The sequence below is a fragment of the Mycoplasma sp. 4079 genome, from assembly GCF_047785185.1.
GTDB lineage: Bacteria > Bacillota_I > Bacilli_A > Mycoplasmatales > Metamycoplasmataceae > Mycoplasmopsis.
Map to the genome: position 1 here is coordinate 1 of NZ_JBLNNG010000001.1, position 17,660 is coordinate 17,660.

Consider the following 17,660-nt stretch of genomic DNA (forward strand, 5'->3'; position numbering starts at 1 on the left):
TGTTTTTTAGCATTAGTTACTATTAAATACTGTCTTTACAAGTTGAAAAAATATTACGAAAACAACGGCGAAATTCAGAGAATATCAATTGATTTATTAGTTGATTCATTAAGAATGATGACAATCACTAGAAAAGAAGTGAATGGTCAAATCGTTCAAGAAATAATTAATGATTTAGATCCACATCATCAGGAAAATATCAAAATTTATAGAGATTTTATAGCATGCATTGGTTAATTTTATGTGTGTAATTTTGAAACATAAAAAAACGAATATGTCTTATTTATAGGCATATTCGTTTTTTAGACCTTCAAACTTGGAAACTCGGGTAATTTTTCACAAAATGTGTAAAAAATAGCACTTTTTGTGCTATTTGTGAAAATATTCGGTTAATTATTCAGCGTCTTGAATTGAATCAACACCTGGTAAGTTTTGACCTTGTAATAATTCTAAGCTTGCTCCACCACCTGTTGAAACATGTGAGAATTTATCTTCCATTCCTAATTTTTCAACAGCAGCAACTGAATCTCCACCACCAACAACTGTGTAAGCGTTTGATAATTTAGCAACTGCTTCACATACTGCTAATGTACCATTTTTGTAGTGTTCAAATTCAGCAACTCCCATAGGTCCGTTTCATACAACTGTTTTAGCCCCTTCAAGAGCTTCTTTAACGTTTTGGATTGATTTTGGTCCAAAGTCAAGCCCCATAAATCCATCTGAAATTGAACCTTCTTGAATTGTAGGTTCAACGTCTGCAAACATTTCAGCTGTAGCGTGGTCAACTGGTAAGATGACTTTGTCTGAGTATTTTGCTAAGAAATCTTTAGCTAATTGAATGTAATCATTTTCAACTAATGAAGTTCCAACTTTTTGTCCTTGAGCAACCATAAATGTGTAAGCCATAGCTCCACCGATGATCAATTTGTCAGCAATTTCTGCTAATTTTTCTAACACTAAGATTTTGTCTGAAACTTTAGCTCCACCAACGATAGCTACATAAGGGTGTTCTGGGTTTTGTAAAACTTTAGATAATGATGAAACTTCTTTTTCCATTAAGAATCCTAAAGCTGATTCAGCAATGTTTGAAGCAATACCAACATTAGATGCATGTGCTCTGTGAGCTGTACCGAAGGCATCGTTTACAAATACATCACCTAATGAAGCTCAGTAAGCTCCTAAGTATGGATCGTTTTTAGATTCAGCTTTGTTATTTAAGTCTTCAAAACGTGTGTTTTCAACTAAAATAACATCACCGCTTTCCATTTGTTTGATTGCAGATTCTAAAATGTTTCCACGTGTTACAGGAACAAATGTAACTGGTTTTTTAAGTAATCTAGCTAATTCAACTGCAACTGGTCTTAATGATTTGTCTTTTAAATCTTCTTCTGTTTTTACTCTTCCTAAGTGTGAAAATAAAACAACTTTTCCACCTTTTCTGATGATGTACTGAATTGTAGGAAGTGCAGCAACAATTCTTTTAGCAGATGTAATAACACCATTTTTTAATGGTACGTTAAAGTCAACTCTAACTAAAACTGTTTTATTTTTCAAACTAAGTTCATTTAAAACTTTTTTCATTGTATCTCCTATGTAAATATAACAAATAAAATAAAGTGTATATATTATAAAGTATTAAATAAAAACACAACAATATTTATTGTTGTGAAATTTAAGGTTTAATAAAGATATACAGGTATATAACTTAAAGCTAAAATAAAGTATAAAGAGTATATATCTTTAATAACATCTTTGTAGATTGTATTGATTAATTTTTCTTTATTACCAATAAATGTAGATGAATTTATAGCCATAAATCCAGGTGAACATTGAAATGAAGCGTAAATTACATCATTATTAGCTCAATAACGCATACCTCTGGCAATAATGCTTGTATTTTTAATACCAAATTGGAAAAGTTTATTCATTTCTTCCATTGCTAATGGAGTAAATAATTGAAACATTTTAGTTGGATTATTAGATTTAACTTTGTAAATCTTGTTAAATTCAATGTTTTCAAGTTCTACTGGTTCTAAATTAGAAAACTTATCTCCAAAGAATGTAAAGTTGGCTTGGTCTTTTTGAGCAAGTGCTCTTGCATCAATTTTTATTAAAGCACTATAGTAATGCTCTTCGTGAACATTACCATCTTTATCTCTGTGGAAATCGACTCAATGTGCTTCTGATATATGTGCGTGATATTTATTATCAATAGTAACTGTTTGAATTTCAGTTACACCTCTTAGTTCTGAATCATTTGGTATTCATTTAGGTCTAGTACTTAAGTATTCATCTTTTATAAACTTATTTGTATTAGGATCAAAATTATGTTTTATAGATGTAGGTGTAAAGTTTGTGCCTTCATATTTTCATCTATCAATTAGAGCTTCAATTGCAACTCCATAAATATTTGATTTATGAAGCTGACTTATAATTTCTTTTTTAATTTTTCTATTAATATTTCATGCTTTAATTCAAAAAGCAATAGCAACAAGTATAGATATTACAAATACAAGTGCAAAAATAATTGCAAAGGTAGTAAATACCGAAAGTGTTCTAAAACCACCATATTCTTTTGTGGTTTCTAATCCAAGAAAAAAACCAGAAAACAAGAAAGCACCTATTGATGCTAAAAACACCCTAAGTGCATATCTATTGGTTCTTTTATAATCTGCATAGATTGGTAATTGAGTAATTTCATTTACACGATTTTTAATGATTGGTAATATAGTTTGATTTGCTTTTTCATAGAATTTATCTATGCTAATAAAATCTTCGGCTCTTTTCATATTTTTTATAATCCTAGAGCAACCATATCAACATCTTTTCTAGCTTGAGAAGATGCTTGGAATAATCTAACTGTTGATAATCCCATATTTGCAGCAACAAGGTTAGATGGAATTTCAAATAACATTCTGTTGAACATATTAGCTTGTGAATTGTAATTTCTTCTAGCAGCTGCAATTTCACGTTCAATGTATGTTGTTTCATCCATTAATTCAGCATATAAAGCACTTGATTTAAGTTCTGGATAATTTTCTGAAATAGCCATTAAACGACCGAACACTGATTGGTTTAATTTGTCTAATTCTTCAGAATTTTCAAGTGTTCTACCTGATGAAACAAGTGAACGCATTTTTGTAACGTTTTCAAAAACTTCAGCTTCGTGAATTTTGAATGATTTAACTTGTTGAACTAATTTAACAAGTGTGTCATTACGTTTCTGTAATTGAACATCAATGCTTGATGCACTGTTGTTAATGTTATTTTGCATTCTGTTTAATTCATTTTTCTTTGCAAAGTATCAAAGTCAACCTAAACCTAAAGGTAAACTCATTAAAATGTACATAAAAATCTTAAGTCCTGTAGATGCTTTAGCAGGAATTTCAGCACTTGATGCTGTAGGTTCAAAACCTTTTTGGTTTTGTTCTTCATTGTGTGAATATAAATTTGCCATATTTAATCTCCTTTTTTTACTTATCTATAATTTTATATAAAAATAAGTTAAATATATTGAGTAAAAAATAATAAAAAACACAACAATTTCTTGTTGTGTAATCGATTTGATTAATATAAGTAAACAGGAATGTAACTTAATGCTAATACAAAGTATAAAGTGTAAATATCAGTAACTACATCTTTGTAAATTTTTGCAACAAATTTGTCTTTTTTACCAACAAAAACCGGAATATCAATATCCATAAATCCGGATGGAGTTACAAATGAACAGTAAACAACATCATTGTTTGCTCAATATTCAAAATCTTTAGCTTTTTTAATGTTTGTGTGTTGTAAACCTTGATTGATTAATTTAACTAATTCTTCCATTGCAAGTGGTGTGAATAATTGGTACATTTTTGTTGAATTATCACTTGCAACTTTGAAAATTTTGTTAAATTCTTTGTTTTCCATTTCTACTGGCTGAAGACCATTTTTCTTATCAAAGTATGTAAAGTTCGCTCTATCTCTTTCTTTAAGTGCTCTAGCATCAATTTTAAGTAAAGTAGAATATCAAGTTTGTTTTGTTTCATGTCCTTTTTTGTCTCTTGTGACTAAAAGTCATTCAGCGACTGAAACGTGTGCGTGATATTTATCATCAATTGTAATTGTTTGAACTGGTGATGCACTTTCTAATCAAGCATTTCGTGGAACAAATGCAGGTTTGAATGATTCATATTCTTTGGTTGTGAATCTTTCTGTTGAAAAATCATAGTTATGTCTGATTGAACTAGGTTCAAAATCATCATTTCTATATTTTCATCTTGTATCAGCTGAATTAACTGCTTTTCCATAAATGTTATCTTCTCTTAATTTGTTTGCAATAAAGCTTCTAAAAATTAAGTTTCTCTTTTTAGCTAATTGCACAAACACAAGTGTTAATATGAAACAAATAAAAGCGGCAAGATCAAAAATACCAAATAAAACAACTTTAGCCATTGCATCTTTTACTGCAATAAAACATATTATCGCTATTAAAGCAGATAAAATCATACTTGCAATTGAACCTAAAGCTCCATATTTCATACTTTTATATTTTTTGTATAAAGGCGATTTGTAAGCATCATCTACTGTGTTTTGGATAATTGGAAGCACAACTTGATCAGTTTTTTCTTTGAACTGTTCTATAGTAACAAAATCTTCAACTCTTTTCATCTTATAAACCTAATTCTTGCATATCAACATCTTTTCTAGCTTTAGAAGATGCTTGGAATAGTCTAACTGTTGATAATCCCATATTTGCAGCAACAATTTTTGTTGGGATTGTAAATAATTCTTTATTGAATGTGTTAGCTTGAGCGTTGTAATTTCTTCTAGCAGCTGCAATTTCACGTTCAATATATGTTGTTTCATCCATTAATTCAGTGTATAAAGAACTTGCTTTAAGTTCTGGATAGCTTTCTGAAATAGCCATTAAACGACCAAATACTGATTGATTTAAGTTTTCAATTTCAGCTGAGTTTTCAATTCCTCTACCACCAGCTGCTAATGAACGCATTTTTGTAACGTTTTCAAAAACTTCAGCTTCGTGAATTTTGTATGACTTAACTTGTTGTACTAATTTAACAAGTGTATCATTACGTTTTTGCAATTGAACATCAATGCTTGATGCACTGTTGTTAATATCGTTTTGCATTCTATTTAAACTATTTTTTCTTTTGAAGTATCAAATTCAACCTAAAAATAGTGGAATAGACATAATAATGTATAAAAATATTTTTGCAGCTGTAGAAGCTTGAGCTGCAATTTCAACACTTGAAGCTGTTGGTTCAAAACCTTTTTGGTTTTGTTCTTCATTATGTGAATATAAATTTGCCATTTTTTCTCCTAATCCTAAAATGTTTGTTAATCTATTAAAATACAAGGATAATATTCATCAAAATATGTCAATATTTGTTGTATTTCAACTCTATTCTAAAAAAAAAAAAAAAAACAGAAGTAAAAAGTCAAAATTCCTGAAATTATGTGAAAAATGATTAAAAAATAGACAGAAACTAAAAAAACTGTCTACTTTTCTTATTCTAGTTTAAACCAATTATTCGTTTATATATTAAAAATTATTATCTTTAAATTCATTACCTTTGGTTACATTTTTTACAATCTCTTCAAAAAGCGCTGTTGTATGAGGTGGGTTATTAAATATTGATAAATTTTGTTTTCACTCAGGAACGTATGGTATATCTCATTTTTTACATTGTTTTTGAACAATTTCATCTCATTCTTTTAATTCCATCATCATTAACATCCCGTGATTAGGGTAAGTTTCATTATTTAAAACTATTAGATAGTGTAATAAAGCGTGTTGCTCATATGAAACTACAATACTTAAACCATTTCTGTAAGCTTCCTTATCAGTTTTCAATTCTGCTCCACTAATATGGATTTCGTCGATGTGATGTCTATGAAAAAATCATTGTTCATTTTCTTGATAGTTACTTAATTTGTATAGCTTTATGTTTTGATGTCTAAAAGGTAAAATTTTCGTATTGTACTCTTTAATAATTCTGTCGCATAAATCAAAGTACATTTTCTTATATTTTGATGCTTGTCGCGACTTTTTAGTTCTGCTCATTTCAATATTTGATTTTTGTTTAAGCAGATTATCTTTAACTTTTAAAATTATTTTTTTCTTTAAAGCTTTCTTTCTATAAATTCTTCTTCAAACAATAAGAGAAATAAAAATGATATAAAAAATAATTCCGACTGCTATTAAAACTCAAAAAATTGGATCCATAGTTAATTCTCCTTAATTTAGTTTTATTCAAGTGTTCAAAACTGCAGTTATATAAAATTAAATATATTTTTACCATTTCATATTCTAAAAAAAAAAAAAAAACAGAAGTAAAAAGTCAAAAATACTGAAATTATGTGAAAAATGATGAAAAAAATAAACAGATTTCACTCTGTCTATGTAAATTTAAAATAACTTAAATTATTTTTCTTGGTAGTTTGATCCACCTCTGATTTTACCTTTTGTGCTGTGGATTAACATTCTACCTTTGTTGTTTTTTGCTAATTCTTTAGCAAATTCGATTGCTTCTTTTTGTGTTTCAAAAGTTTTAATAGCTTTTACTCCACCTTGTCTGATAACTTTTCATCCATCGTTGTGTTGTGAAACGTGTCAAACAGCGTCTAATTCTTTAACTTCTTTTTCTTGAACTTCATTTACTTTTGCCATAATTATTCGTCAAGCTCATCAATTCTAGATTGATGTCTTCCTCCTTCAAATTGTGTAGTCATATATTCATTTAACATATCTTTAGCTTCTTCAAATGTTACTTGTCTTCCACCGAATACAAGAACATTTGCATTATTGTGCTGTTTTGCTAAGTGTGCATCTTCAACAGATGTAACTCTAGCTGCACGAATGTGTTTGTGTCTGTTAAGTGCATATGAAATACCTAAACCTGTACCACAAACTGCGATACCAAAATCAGGGTGTGCTTCATCTACATAGTTAGCTAATTCCTTACCTTTTGAAGCATATGACACTGAAACTGAATCTGTTTCAGGTCCTAAGTCTACAACATCAAACCCTTGTTCTTTTAAGTATGATGCTAATTCATCTTTTAATTTGTAACCTGCGTGATCACTTGCAAGTGCTACTACTTTTTTGCTCATTAGTCCTCCTTTTAAATTTTGAACATTAATTTATTGATAAATTAATTATACAAAGTTTTAAAAACTTTTGTATTTTCAATTTTGTGAAAACTTTAGTGGAAAAATTGTGCTTTAGTTCCTTTTTGACAAAAATTACTAAATATAATGAGATGAAGACACAAGTAGATCAAAGAGATTGCTCATTATATGTGCTAGATTATTTTCACGAGTTTTTCTACAAAGAAAATTTAGATATTAATAATCTAAAATTGCAAATTCAATATAGTGCAGCAGGTATAAGTTTAGAAAACATCAAGCTCCTTGCTTCAAAAGTAAATTTGGAGCTTAATGCTTATGAAATTAATTGTGAACAATTGTTTTTGTTAGAAAAGCAAGTTTTTCCTATTGCGACAGTTATCAAAAATAATACTTCGGACCATATGATTGTAATTAGGAAAATCAAGAACAATAAATTTTATATTTATGATCCGATTGATGGCGATGTTAAATTGAGTAAAAATGAATTTAAAACTAAATTCACTAACATTATTGTTGCATTTAGTAAAAACAAAAAACAAATTGATAATGAAGATGAAGAAAACAAGAAAAATATAAAACCAAATCCATTGATAAGTAACTCCTGAAGTTTAAAAATTTCATTATGGTCTAACTTCTCATTTTTATACTTATTTTGCTTACTCATAGAAATAAGCATCTATATTTCGTTTCCATTCTTGAATAAAGTTATCCTGAATAATATTGCTTTAAATAAAGATGATCAAATTCTTATGTTCTTAGGAATGATTTTTAGTGTGTTATTTTTAATAAATTTCACATTCAACTTACTAACCAGACAACTGATGTATAAAATAGCAACTAAATATAAAAGCGACTTAATTAATAATTTAATAAATGAATTGAAGTTTAAAAATAAGCAAGTGATTAATTTGCTAACTTTTTCAGATTTTAAAAACAGAATTATTGCACTTGATAATTTAAGTTTATTTAAATTATGTTTTCTTCCTGAATTAATCAGCACAGTTATTTCGATTGCTGTTTCATTTATTTTACTAATCAATATAAATTGAGTGTTGCTTTTAATAATTTTTTGTTATTCAGTAATTACATTGATTTTAAGTTTTATTAATAAAACTAATTTTGATAATAACTTCAATAAATTACTCAATAACTCGATTATGTTTGAAGATACCTTATTTAATATTTACAAATTAAATCAAACTTCACATAATGAAAATCTGCTTAATAATTTAAATCTTAAATCTACTTATGTTAATGAGAAATTGCATAGTGATTCAATTATTTTCAAGAATAAACAAAGCTTAATTAATTATTTAAGTTTATTTTTAGACTTTTTAGTTCCTTTATTAATTTTAATAATAGGAACTATTCAAATTTGAAATCAAAATTTAAGTGTTATCAATTTAATTTTCTTTTTAACCGGTGTTTCTTTATTCACTAAGCCAATTAAAAATATAATCCCATTAATAAATAGTTATAGTCAATATAAAAAGGATTTAGATTTGATTTCATTATTAAATTTTGAAGACTTAAAAATACCTAAAACTAGCTTACAGAACGAAAGAATAATTAAAATTCAACTTTCTAATATAAGTTATTCGTACAATTCATTAAAAGTTAATAAAGATTTAGAAATCAAGAAACTATTGATTGATTCGAGCATACATTTAGTCGGTAAAAATGGTTCAGGAAAAAGCACACTCTGTTCTATATTGAATGGCTCGTGTGAGAGCTTATCTGGAATTATTAAAGTTAATGATCAAAAGCTCAATCCATTCTTAGATGAAACATACAAACAAAGAGTGTTATACATTTCAAATCAGATGCTAAATTTAAAGATTAGAACACTAGAATACCTGTGTGTAACTGATATTAGTATTTTCAAGTCAATTTTAGAAAACAATAAATTAGATAAATTAATTGATGAATTAAACATTAATTTAAACTCATCACTGGATCAATTATCTAGTGGTCAGGTTCAATTTGTTAATTTGCTAAATATATTTTTAAATGACTATGATTTATTGATACTAGATGAAGCTTTTGCAAATATTGATAAATCAATGTTTGAAAAACTAAAACCTATTATTAAAAATAATTTGCAAAACAAATTAGTTGTAGAAATTTCACACAATAATAGATATATTTTCGATGATTCCAAGGAAGTAAATATTGAAAACTTATCTTAAAGAACATAAGTGAAATTTCTGCATATTACTTATATTATTTTTCATTTTCGCAGTGCTTATTTTAGTCTTATGTTCAACTAAAGTAAATGTATATAAACAAGTTTTAATAACTGCAGAAGGTGATGATTTATATTTATACAACTTCAACATTGATAATCAAAAACTAGATACCTGTTATGTTAGTTTTATTTATGATAATGAATTTTATAAATTCAATATCGATATTTCTAATCAAGATCACTCTGATGTTCTTATCAAAAGTGATGAACTGAAGTTATTTGTAAATGAAAATAACATTAGACAAATTCAAGTTAATCTACTAATTGATCAAACTTTATTTATCAAATATGTCTTGGGAAGTATATAAAAAAACTCCATTATAGAGTTTATTTATGATAAGTAATATTATTTCTAATTGTAAATGCTCTATAAATTTGCTCAACTAACATAACTCTAAATAATTGATGTGGAAAGGTCATTTTTGAGAAGTTAATTTTATTAGCAAACATTTCTTCATCAACTCCATTTGAACCACCAATTACAAAAGTTACATTATCAATATCTAAAAATGTTGATCCAAACTCTTCAGAGCTTAATTGTTTTCCTTGTAATGATAAGTAGATGACTTTTGAATTTTTAGGTATCTTTTCTAAAATCATTTCAGTTTCTTTTTTAATTTTTAACTGAATGTTATCTATCTTTTGTTCTTTAATTTCAATTAAATTAATCTTTGCGAAGAAGTTAATTTTCTTAACATAATCATCATATAAAACTTGAAAATATTTTGTTAATGAACCTACTGCAACTATATTTAGTTTCATTATTTGTTTTTTCTAGTTTCAATATGGAACATAAGCATCTGAATGTCAGCCGGGTTAATTCCACTAATTCTTGATGCTTGTCCGATTGTTAAAGGTCTAATTTTTTCAAGTTTTTGTTTAGCTTCTGTAGCTATGTTTTGAACTTTTGAATAATCTATATCTTTTGGTATTTTAAAGTCTTCTAATTTATTCATTTTTTGAGCATCAGATTTTTGTTTCTTAATGTAGCCCTCAAGTCTTACCATAATAGTTAATTCATTTTTGTAAGGGAAGTCGCCTAAAACATCAACCGGATCAACATCTGGTCTAGCTAAAACTCTTAACATTGAAACTCCATTTTCTACCCCAAGTTTTTTAGCTAATTCTGATTTAGATGATAAGTATGTGTTTTCTAATTCATTGATTTTTTCATCAATCATTTGGTATTTATTAATTATATTTTGGTAATCTGCATCAGAAACTAAACCAACTTCATTTCCATATTTCGCAAGTCTAATATCAGGGTTATCATTTCTTAATAATAAACGATATTCAGCTCTTGAAGTTAACATTCTGTAAGGTTCTTTAGTCCCTTTTGTAACTAAATCATCAACTAAAACACCAATGTAAGCATCGTGTCTTTTAAGAATCAATGGTTCTTTAGCTTCAAGTTTTCTTCCTACATTAATTCCAGCAATAAGACCTTGAGCTGCTGCTTCTTCATATCCACTTGTTCCATTAATTTGACCAGCTGTAAAAATGTTTTTGATAACTTTAGATTCTAATGTAGGTGTAATTTGCAATGGATTTAATGCATCATATTCAATTGCATATCCTCATTTTTGAACCTTCATATTTTCTAAGCCAGGAATTGTTCTTAACATTAAATCTTGAACTTCAACAGGCATTGATGTAGACATTCCGTTTACATAAATAATTGAACCATCAGCAGTTTCTGGTTCAAAGAAAACTTGATGTCTTTCTTTATCGGCAAATCTCATAACCTTATCTTCAACACTTGGACAGTATCTTGGACCGATCCCTTCGATAAGTCCTGAATACATAGCTGATTTATCAATGTTATTTCTAATAATTTCGTGCGTCTTCTCGTTTGTGTAAGTTAAATAACATGAAATTTGCTTATCAAGTTTAACATTTGAACGCGATGAGAAAGCTAAATAAGTATCATTAAGTTCTTCTTTTTCAACTTTTGAAAAATCGATTGAATCAGCATAAACTCTAGCAGGTGTTCCAGTTTTTAATCTTTGTAAATCAAAACCTAACTTAGCAAGCGATCGTGATAATTTTGGTGTTGTTTTTTGATTATCAGGTCCTGAAATTTTAATTTCATCACCTCTAAGAATTCTTGAGTTCATATACGTTCCTGTTGTGATAACTAAAACTTTAGCATCTAAGATTGAACCATCTTCCATTTTGATCGCTTTAAATTGGTTATTATCATCAACAAGAATATCCTCAGCAACTCCTTCAATTAAAGTTACATTTTTGTGATTTTGTAACGCTTCTAAAATAAGTGCTGAATATTTTTCTTTATCAATTTGAGCTCTCATAGCTCTAACTGCAGGACCTTTTGATTCATTAAGCATCTTAATTTGAATCATTGCTAAATCTGAAAAGTAACCTTGAACTCCACCAAGTGCATCAATTTCACGTGTAATAATTCCTTTAGCAGGTCCACCAATTGATGGGTTGCAAGGCATCATAGCAACTTTTGAAAGATCAAAAGTGATAAGAGCTACTTTGTGCCCCATATTCGCTAAAGCAAAAGTTGCTTCAACTCCAGCATGACCTCCACCTATAACTATTGCTTCAAATTCTTTTTTGTTCTCTAAAATACCTTTATTATTCATAGTTTCATAATTTTAATTTATTTTTTAATTTTTAAAAATCATAAAATTAGCTTATTTTATGGTCTAAATCCATGTTTTTCATTAAATATCTCAATTAAAATAACAAAATTAATTAAAAAATGAGCAGACTTTTAAATCTGCTCATCTAAATAATTTTAATTAATTAATCATCATACTCATCGACGATTTCTTCATCTGATTCACTTGGAAAATCATCTGGCTCGATGTTTCTTGTGAATTTACAGTTAGGGAAGTTTTTGCAAGCAATGAATGGTTGATTTTTCTTGTTATATCTTTTAACTAAGATACCATCATCTTCAGGACAAGTTGTATCCAATTGTTCTAACTTGAATGTGTAAGGTGTAATTTTACCTTGTGCATTATCAAATTCAACAAGGAAGTTATCTCAAAAATCTTGCATAACTTCATTTTTAGTGATTTCATCTTCAGCAATTTGGTCTAATTCTTCTTCAACGTGTGCTGTATAACTTTCATTAATAATATTAGGAAAAGCAGCGATTAAGTTTTGTAAGATAATTTCACCAAATTCAGTAGGATGTAATGCACCATTGTTCAATTCAACAAAACGTCTGTCTTTAACAATTTGCACTGTTGAAGCAAATGTTGATGGACGCCCAACTTTGATGTTATCAAGCGCTTCAATAAGTGTCCCATCATTATATCTTGGTGCTGGTTTTGTTTCATGATCACATAAGATAAACTCATCAACTTTAACTTCTTGATCAATTTCGTAATTTGGATCAACTTGTTCAGATTCTTTACCTGTTACAACATAGTAACCATTAAATTTAATTGTTGAATAAGAATTTTTAAATGTGTATTTATCATTTACATAAGTATATTGAACACTTGTTCTAATTGGTTGCTTAATTAAAGCTTGAAGTGTTGTATCATAGATTAATTTGTAAATTCTTACATCATTATCTTCCATTTTTGGATAGTGAATTTGAACTTGTTCAGGTGTTAATGAAACATCTGATGGTCTAATAGCCTCGTGGGCATCTTGATCTCCACTGAATCCTTTAATTTCATCAGCAATATAATCTTCACCTCACTTATTTTTGATAAATTTATGTGCATCATCAATAAACGATTGAGATAAACGTGTTGAATCTGTTCTCGGGTAAGTAATTAAACCGTTTTCGAAAAGTTTTTTAAGAATGTTCGTTGTTGAATTAGATGAAAATGGTGATTTTTTATATAAAACAGCTTGTTTGAATGGTTGAATTGCTCCAACTTTTCTATCAGAAACTTTTTTGTTAGTTACTTTTAAAACTTTAGGAGCTGACTCAAAGTATTCTTTGATTACATCAACTTCTGAACTGTAAATTCAGTTTTTTCTATCTGATTCATTAGCTTCATTGTGATATGCAGCTAAAACAGGATTCTTATTTAATTTAGCATCAAGAGTAAAGTATTTTTCAGGAATAAATGCTCTGATTTCTTTTTCTCTATCAACTATTAATTTAAGAGCAATTGATTGAACTCTTCCTGCTGTAGGTTGACCTGGTGTATTTTTGAATTTATATCTTAATAAATAAGATAATCTAAATCCAATAATTCTGTCAAGCATTCTACGACTCTTTTGAGCATTAACAAGAGCGTCATCAATAATTGTTGGATTATCTAAGGCTCTTAAAATAGCATCTTTAGTAATCTCATTATATTTAATACGTGAGTATTTTTCTGTGGGTATTTTTAAATAATCAACTAATTGGTACCCTATAGCTTCTCCTTCACGGTCAGGGTCAGTTGCTATATAAACGTGTTCTGCTTCATTTGTTGCTTTTTTAAGCTCGTTGATAATATTTTTCTTTGTATTATCAGCTGTATAAAGAGGTTCTCAAGTATCAAAATCGATACCTAACGAATAAAGACCAGAAATCTTCATTCTAAGGAAATGACCTACAGATGCAATAACACTGTATTCATCTCCAACATATTTTTGAATTGTCTTAACCTTTGTAGGTGACTCGACAATAATTAATTTTTTCTTCAAGGTTGTTGCACTCATATTGGAAAATATATACTTTTTTTAGAAAATCAAAAGCATTTAAATTATTCTGCTTATATTAATTATTAATATTTTAATAATTAGGAAATATAAAAATTTTTACATCACACAACAATAGAACAATCTTTTAAAACTTTAGATTTTTTATATGTTAAAATATACTAACTATGGAATTAACTATGTATAACTCTTTAATGCAAATTAAAAATAAGCATGATGAATTAGAAAAATCTTTACAAGATCAGGAAATAATTTCTGACATTAAAAAATACACAAAAATTAATAAAGAAATTAACTCAATTAAAGATATTGTTGAAGCATTTGATAAATACCTTGAAGCTGAAGCTAACTTAGCAAATGCAAAAGAAATGTTAGGTGAATCAGATGAAGAATTGGTCGCTCTTGCAAAAATGGAAATTAATGAAGCTGAAAAAACAATGGAAGCTTTATCTGAAGATCTTAAAATCTTAATTCTTCCAAAAGATGAAAACGATGAAAAAGACGTTATTGTTGAAATTCGTGGAGCAGCTGGTGGTGATGAAGCTAACATTTTTGCAGGTGACTTATATAGAATGTACACAAAATGAGCTTCACAAAATGATATGAAAACCACACTTTTAGATGCATCAGCATCTGAAGCTGGTGGATTTACTTTGGTTACATTTGCTGTAAAAGGTGACAGACCATATTCAAAACTTAAATTTGAATCAGGTGTTCACAGAGTTCAAAGAATTCCTGCAACCGAGACTAAAGGTAGAGTTCATACTTCAACAGCAACAGTTACAGTTATGCCTGAAATTGATGATGATATTCAAGTTGAAATTAAATCTGAAGATATCAGAATTGACGTTTACCGTTCATCAGGAAACGGTGGTCAATCAGTTAACACAACTGACTCAGCAGTTCGTATTACACACTTCCCGACTGGAATTGTTGTAACTTGTCAAGAAGGTAAAAACCAAATTCAAAACAGAGAAATCGCAATGAGAGTTCTTAAATCAAAACTTTACGACATTGAGTTGCAGAAAAAACAAGCAGAAGAATCAGGTTACAGAAAATTAGCTGGTTCTGGTGCTAGAAGTGAAAAAATCAGAACATATAACTATCCTCAAGATAGAGTTACAGACCATAGAATTTCATACTCTACAAGTTTACTTCCTGTTATGGAAGGAAAACTTAATCCTATTATTGATGCATTACTTACAGAAGAACAAAACGAAAAAATCAAAGAAGCTGGAATTTAATGCCTACAAGAGAAGATTTATTATTAGAAAAAAGAAGATATGGTTTAGAACAAACTGTATCTTCTTTTGAATTAGAACAACTTCAAAAAGGAATGCCAGTTCAAAAAATAATGGGTTATGTTGAATTAGCAGATGTAACTATTGATGTTTCTAAAAAGGTTTTAATCCCTAGATACGAAACAGAAGAACTAGTTATATTAGTTAATTCAGAAAATAAAAAACAAAATTTAGATGTTTTAGACTTATGTACTGGTTCAGGTTTTATTGCAATTGCTCTAAAAAAAGCAAATCCAACTTGAAATATAACTGCATCAGATATAGATTCTGAAGCGATTGAGCAAACTAAAATAAATGCACAAAAAAATGATGTTACAATTAACATCATTCAATCAGATATGTTTGAAAACATCAATCAAAAATTTGATTTAATTGTTTCGAATCCACCTTACATTCAGGAAACTGAAATATTAGATAAATCAGTCACTGATTGAGAACCACTTCACGCATTATATGCAAAAGATGATGGATTTTATTTTTATGATCTAATAATTAACAATGCAGAAAACTACTTAAAACCAGGTGGAAAAATCTATTTTGAAATCAATCCATTTCACATTAAATATTGAGAAAAATTACAAGAAAAATATAAAATTACTATACATAAAGATATGAGTTCTAAAAACAGGTTTGCTGTTATAGAATTTGACTAAAAGGAGAAAAAATGAAAAAAACAGTATTAATTGTTATTGATGGTTTAGGTTTAAGAGAACAAACACAAGGTAATGCATTTGCATTAGCTAACACACCAACATTTGATAACTTATTTACAAATTATCCAAATTCACTTATTCAAGCTTCAGGTCAATATGTAGGATTACCAGCAGGACAAATGGGAAACTCTGAAGTAGGACACTTAAACATTGGAGCTGGAACAGTTGTTTACACAGGGCTTTCATTAATTCAAAAAGCTCTTGATGATAATACATTTAAATCAAATGAAGCTTTTGTAACTGCATTTGATGATGTTAAGAAAAATAATTCAACATTACACTTAATGGGGCTTTTATCACCTGGTGGAGTTCACTCACTTGAAAACCACTTATTTGAATTAATTGAAGCAGCACACGAACACGGAGTTAAAAATGTTTCAGTTCACGTTTTTGGAGACGGTAGAGACGTTGCTCCTAAATCAATTATTCCTTCACTTGAAAAATTAGTTGCATTATGTGACAAATATGGATACCACATCGCATCTATTTCAGGAAGATTTTATGCAATGGATAGAGACTCAATGTTTGATAGAGTTGATAAAGCATACGATGCTATTTTAGGTTTATCAGATGTTAAATTTAACAATGTAATTGATTATGTAAACAAACAATATGCAGAAGGAATTACAGATGAATTCTTTGTACCTGCTATTAATCAAACACTTCCAAAAAGTGACTTTGTAAAAGATCACGATTCAATTATCTTCTTTAACTTCAGACCTGACAGAGCAAGACAATTAACACACTTATTTATTGGTTCACCATTATATCCAAACAAACCAGCTCATCCAGTTGTAATTAACAAATTTGTCTCAATGATGAAATATGAAGGAATTGACACAATTGTTGCATTCAAAGAAATGGAAATCAATATGCCAATTGGTAGAGTTTTAGAATTAGCTAACTTAAATCAATTAAGAATTGCTGAAACTCAAAAATATGCTCACGTTACATACTTTATGGATGGTGGAAACGATATTGAATTTAAAAATTCAAAACGTATTATGGTTGACTCACTTAAAGTTGAATCATATGCTGATGCACCAGAAATGTCTGCAGAAGGAATTACAGACGAATTATTAGCAAATGCATTAAATTATGATGTAACAATTATGAATTACGCAAACCCTGATATGGTTGGACACACAGGGAACTTAAAAGCAGCTATCAAAGCAGTTGAATTCTTAGATTCACAAATTAAAAGAGTTATTGAATGAGCTGAAGCGAATGATGTTACAGTATTCATCACAGCTGACCACGGAAACGCTGAAATCACAGAAGATGAAAATGGTAAACCAGCTACAAAACATACATCAAGTCCAGTTATGTTAATTTGTACAGATAAAAACGTTAAATTAAAAGATGGAAAATTAGCTAATGTTGCACCTACTGTTTTAGATTACATCAATATTTCTAAACCTAAAGAAATGGATGAAGAATCTTTATTAGTTAAATAATTAAATTAAAAAAGTTTAATTAACTACTCTATTGTTATGTCTATAATTAGATATACTCAGTAAGCTTAATAAAACTTTTACGCCTATATAACACACTTAAAAGTACATTTAGCACAAATCTTAAAGGTACTAAATGTACTTTTTATTTGATTAAATT

General features: G+C 28.4%; 16 protein-coding genes and 1 pseudogene. 6 read left to right on the forward strand and 11 right to left on the reverse strand.

Annotation, left to right across the window (positions count from 1 at the left end; all coding sequences use genetic code 4):
* Positions 1 to 237, forward strand: a pseudogene (locus ACMZI9_RS00005) (IS1634 family transposase); the annotation flags it as partial.
* Between the two features lie 156 nt (positions 238 to 393).
* Here the strand turns inward: ACMZI9_RS00005 and ACMZI9_RS00010 are convergent.
* From ACMZI9_RS00010 to ACMZI9_RS00045, 8 genes are all read right to left on the reverse strand, one after another.
* Complete coding sequence (locus ACMZI9_RS00010) at positions 394 to 1,581, reverse strand: phosphoglycerate kinase (protein ID WP_323176392.1); 1,188 nt, start codon at positions 1,579 to 1,581, stop codon at positions 394 to 396.
* 98 nt (positions 1,582 to 1,679) lie between these two features.
* Positions 1,680 to 2,789 (reverse strand): DUF3137 domain-containing protein, encoded by a 1,110-nt coding sequence (locus ACMZI9_RS00015; protein WP_323680215.1) that lies wholly within the window; start codon positions 2,787 to 2,789, stop codon positions 1,680 to 1,682.
* Positions 2,790 to 2,794: 5 nt separating this feature from the next.
* Positions 2,795 to 3,457: a LemA family protein gene (locus ACMZI9_RS00020; RefSeq protein WP_257089742.1), complete on the reverse strand. Its 663-nt coding sequence runs from the start codon at positions 3,455 to 3,457 to the stop codon at positions 2,795 to 2,797.
* Between the two features lie 110 nt (positions 3,458 to 3,567).
* Positions 3,568 to 4,653, reverse strand: a complete 1,086-nt coding sequence (locus ACMZI9_RS00025; RefSeq protein WP_323680214.1) for a DUF3137 domain-containing protein — start codon at positions 4,651 to 4,653, stop codon at positions 3,568 to 3,570.
* Position 4,654: 1 nt separating this feature from the next.
* Entirely contained in the window at positions 4,655 to 5,317 is a 663-nt protein-coding gene (locus ACMZI9_RS00030; protein ID WP_323176396.1) for a LemA family protein, read from the reverse strand.
* Positions 5,318 to 5,548: 231 nt separating this feature from the next.
* Positions 5,549 to 6,232, reverse strand: coding sequence for a hypothetical protein (locus ACMZI9_RS00035; RefSeq protein WP_323176397.1), 684 nt, complete (start codon positions 6,230 to 6,232; stop codon positions 5,549 to 5,551).
* Between the two features lie 198 nt (positions 6,233 to 6,430).
* Positions 6,431 to 6,676 (reverse strand): DUF2188 domain-containing protein, encoded by a 246-nt coding sequence (locus ACMZI9_RS00040; RefSeq protein WP_257089736.1) that lies wholly within the window; start codon positions 6,674 to 6,676, stop codon positions 6,431 to 6,433.
* Positions 6,677 to 6,678: 2 nt separating this feature from the next.
* Positions 6,679 to 7,119, reverse strand: coding sequence for an RpiB/LacA/LacB family sugar-phosphate isomerase (locus ACMZI9_RS00045; RefSeq protein ID WP_257089734.1), 441 nt, complete (start codon positions 7,117 to 7,119; stop codon positions 6,679 to 6,681).
* Between the two features lie 149 nt (positions 7,120 to 7,268).
* Between ACMZI9_RS00045 and ACMZI9_RS00050 the strand changes: the two genes are divergently transcribed.
* Together ACMZI9_RS00050 and ACMZI9_RS00055 are read left to right on the forward strand one after the other, a co-directional pair.
* Positions 7,269 to 9,326, forward strand: coding sequence for an Mbov_0121 family peptidase domain-containing ABC transporter (locus tag ACMZI9_RS00050; RefSeq protein WP_323176398.1), 2,058 nt, complete (start codon positions 7,269 to 7,271; stop codon positions 9,324 to 9,326).
* Positions 9,310 to 9,693, forward strand: coding sequence for an MAG1140 family protein (locus ACMZI9_RS00055; RefSeq protein WP_323176399.1), 384 nt, complete (start codon positions 9,310 to 9,312; stop codon positions 9,691 to 9,693). Before ACMZI9_RS00050 ends, ACMZI9_RS00055 begins: the two co-directional genes overlap by 17 nt.
* A gap of 19 nt (positions 9,694 to 9,712) precedes the next feature.
* Here ACMZI9_RS00055 and ACMZI9_RS00060 read toward each other — a convergent pair whose 3' ends face one another.
* The 3 genes from ACMZI9_RS00060 to topA form a co-directional block, all read right to left on the reverse strand.
* A complete protein-coding gene (locus tag ACMZI9_RS00060) occupies positions 9,713 to 10,147 on the reverse strand; it encodes a 23S rRNA (pseudouridine(1915)-N(3))-methyltransferase RlmH (RefSeq protein ID WP_323176400.1) in 435 nt (144 codons plus the stop codon).
* On the reverse strand, positions 10,147 to 11,997 hold the full coding sequence (gene mnmG, locus ACMZI9_RS00065) for a tRNA uridine-5-carboxymethylaminomethyl(34) synthesis enzyme MnmG (protein WP_323176401.1): 1,851 nt from the start codon (positions 11,995 to 11,997) through the stop codon (positions 10,147 to 10,149). Before mnmG ends, ACMZI9_RS00060 begins: the two co-directional genes overlap by 1 nt.
* A 163-nt stretch (positions 11,998 to 12,160) precedes the next feature.
* A complete protein-coding gene (topA, locus tag ACMZI9_RS00070; protein ID WP_323176402.1) occupies positions 12,161 to 14,032 on the reverse strand; it encodes a type I DNA topoisomerase in 1,872 nt (623 codons plus the stop codon).
* Between the two features lie 179 nt (positions 14,033 to 14,211).
* Between topA and prfA the strand changes: the two genes are divergently transcribed.
* From prfA to gpmI, 3 genes are read left to right on the forward strand one after another with little or no spacing between them, the layout of a single operon-like run.
* Positions 14,212 to 15,276, forward strand: coding sequence for a peptide chain release factor 1 (prfA, locus tag ACMZI9_RS00075; RefSeq protein WP_323176403.1), 1,065 nt, complete (start codon positions 14,212 to 14,214; stop codon positions 15,274 to 15,276).
* Positions 15,276 to 15,986: a peptide chain release factor N(5)-glutamine methyltransferase gene (prmC, locus tag ACMZI9_RS00080; RefSeq protein WP_323176404.1), complete on the forward strand. Its 711-nt coding sequence runs from the start codon at positions 15,276 to 15,278 to the stop codon at positions 15,984 to 15,986. The genes prfA and prmC overlap by 1 nt, the downstream gene beginning before the upstream one ends.
* 11 nt (positions 15,987 to 15,997) lie before the next feature.
* Positions 15,998 to 17,503: a 2,3-bisphosphoglycerate-independent phosphoglycerate mutase gene (gpmI, locus tag ACMZI9_RS00085; RefSeq protein WP_323176405.1), complete on the forward strand. Its 1,506-nt coding sequence runs from the start codon at positions 15,998 to 16,000 to the stop codon at positions 17,501 to 17,503.
* Positions 17,504 to 17,660: the final 157 nt, after the last annotated feature.